This is a genomic window from Burkholderia sp. Ax-1720, assembly GCF_011753035.1.
Classification (GTDB): domain Bacteria; phylum Pseudomonadota; class Gammaproteobacteria; order Burkholderiales; family Burkholderiaceae; genus Burkholderia; species Burkholderia gladioli.
The window spans coordinates 1-2,087 of the sequence record NZ_VWWK01000382.1 but is presented as its reverse complement, the minus strand read 5'-3'; the positions used below and the strand labels follow the sequence as shown (position 1 = coordinate 2,087).

2 protein-coding genes are annotated in these 2,087 nt (G+C 67.3%); both read right to left on the bottom strand.

Going from position 1 to position 2,087, the window contains the following annotated elements; all coding sequences use genetic code 11:
• Positions 1-389, bottom strand: a 389-nt coding sequence (locus tag F3J18_RS36930; protein WP_166917106.1) for a DUF934 domain-containing protein, incomplete at its 3' end; no start/stop codon positions are given.
• A gap of 18 nt (positions 390-407) precedes the next feature.
• Positions 408-2,087: a nitrite/sulfite reductase gene (locus F3J18_RS36925; RefSeq protein ID WP_166917104.1), complete on the bottom strand. Its 1,680-nt coding sequence runs from the start codon at positions 2,085-2,087 to the stop codon at positions 408-410.

The window sequence follows — 2,087 nt, the reverse complement described above, 5'->3', positions numbered from 1 at the left end:
CCGCAGCGCGACATGTAGTTCAGCTGGTCGCGCAGCACGTCGCCGATCGCGCGCAGCTCGCCGGTCCAGCCGTGGCGATTGCGCAGCAGGTGCGCCGTGCTGTAGCCGCGGCCGTCGCCGAAGCGCGGGAAGTCCACCGCGATCACCGTCAGCTTGTCGAAATCGGCCACCAGCTCGGCCGGTTCGCTGTCCGGCGCGAGCCACACGCCCAGTTCGTCCTTGCCACGCGCGGCGACCAGCGCCTCGCGCTCGGCCTGCCAGTAAGCCCGCGGCACCAGCAGCTTGCCGGCCGGCAGCGCGTCCACCGCGGGCAGGGCGCCGTCCTCGGCGGCCCGCACCACTTGCCATGCGTCGTCGATCACGGCGCGGTTCTTGATAATCGAAGCCATCTGCTAATTCCTCGTTGCTTAGGCGTGGGCCGGCTGGCGGGCCGCGTAGACGCGTTCCTTGAACGGCGCGAGACCGATACGCTGGTAGGTATCGATGAAGCGCTCGCCGTCGATGCGCGATTCCACGAAGGTGTCGACCAGCGTGCTGATCACGTCCGGCACTTCATGCGCCGAGAACGACGGGCCGATCACGCGGCCCAGCTTCAGGCCGTCCGCGCCCGTGCCCTGCTCGCCGCCCAGCGAGATCTGGTACCACTCGGCGCCGTCCTTGTCGACGCCGAGGATGCCGATGTTGCCGACGTGGTGATGGCCGCAGGAGTTCATGCAGCCCGAGATGTTCAGCGACATCTCGCCGAGGTCGTAGACGTAGTCCAGGTCGTCGAAACGCTCCTGGATCGCCTGCGCGATCGGGATCGACTTGGCATTGGCCAGCGAGCAGAAATCGCCGCCCGGGCAGGCGATGATGTCGGTCAGCAGGCCGATGTTCGGCGTCGCGAAGCCGGCTGCCCTGGCCTTCTCCCACAGCGCGAACAGGTCACGCTTCTTGACGTTGGCGAGGATCAGGTTCTGCTCGTGCGAGACGCGCAGCTCGCCGAACGAGTAGGCGTCGGCCCAGTCGGCCACGGTGTCCATCTGCGCGTCGGTCGCGTCGCCCGGCGCCACGCCGTTCGGCTTGAGCGACAGCGTCACGGCCGCGTAGCCCGCCACCTTGTGCGGCGCCACGTTGCGCTCGACCCAGCGCGCGAAGGCCTTGTTCTCGAGCAGGTGCTGCTCGTAGGAAGCGTCCGTGTCGGCCAGCTTCTCGTAGACGGGCGGCGCGAAATCCTTCGAGACGCGGTCGAGCTCGGCCTGCGTGAGCGTCGAGGGGCCGTCCTTCAGGTGCTGCCACTCTTGCTCGACCTGCTGCGAGAACTTCTCCGGCGACAGCGCCTTGACCAGGATCTTGATCCGCGCCTTATAGAGATTGTCGCGGCGGCCGAAGCGGTTGTAGACGCGCAGCACCGCCTCGCAATAGGTCAGCAGGTGCTGCCAGGGCAGGTTCTCGCGGATGATCGAGCCGACGATCGGGGTGCGGCCCAGGCCGCCGCCGGCCAGGATGCTGGCCACCACCTCGCCCTGCTCGTTGCGCGACAGGTAGACGCCCAGGTCGTGCATCTGCACGGCGGCGCGGTCGATCTTGGCGCCCGACACGGCGATCTTGAACTTGCGCGGCAGCCAGGCGAATTCGGGGTGGAACGTCGACCACTGGCGCAGGATTTCCGACCAGGGGCGCGGGTCGATCACTTCGTCGGGCGCCACGCCCGCGAACTGGTCGGCGGTGATGTTGCGGATGCAGTTGCCCGAGGTCTGGATGCCGTGCATCTGGACCGAGGCGAGCTTGCGCAGGATTTCGGGCGTGTCCTCGAGCTGGATCCAGTTGAACTGGATGTTCGACCGCGTCGAGAAGTGCCCGTAGCCGCGGTCGTGCTCGCGCGCGATCACGGCCAGCATGCGCAGCTGGTCGCTGCGAAGGTTGCCGTAAGGAATCGCGATGCGGTGCATGTAGGCGTGGCGCTGCATGTACAGGCCGTTCTGCAGGCGCAGCGGGCGGAACTCTTCTTCGCTCAATTCGCCCGACAGCCGGCGACGCACCTGGTCGCGGTACTGCGCGACGCGTTCGTCGACGATCGTCTGGTCGTACTGGTCGTACTGATACAT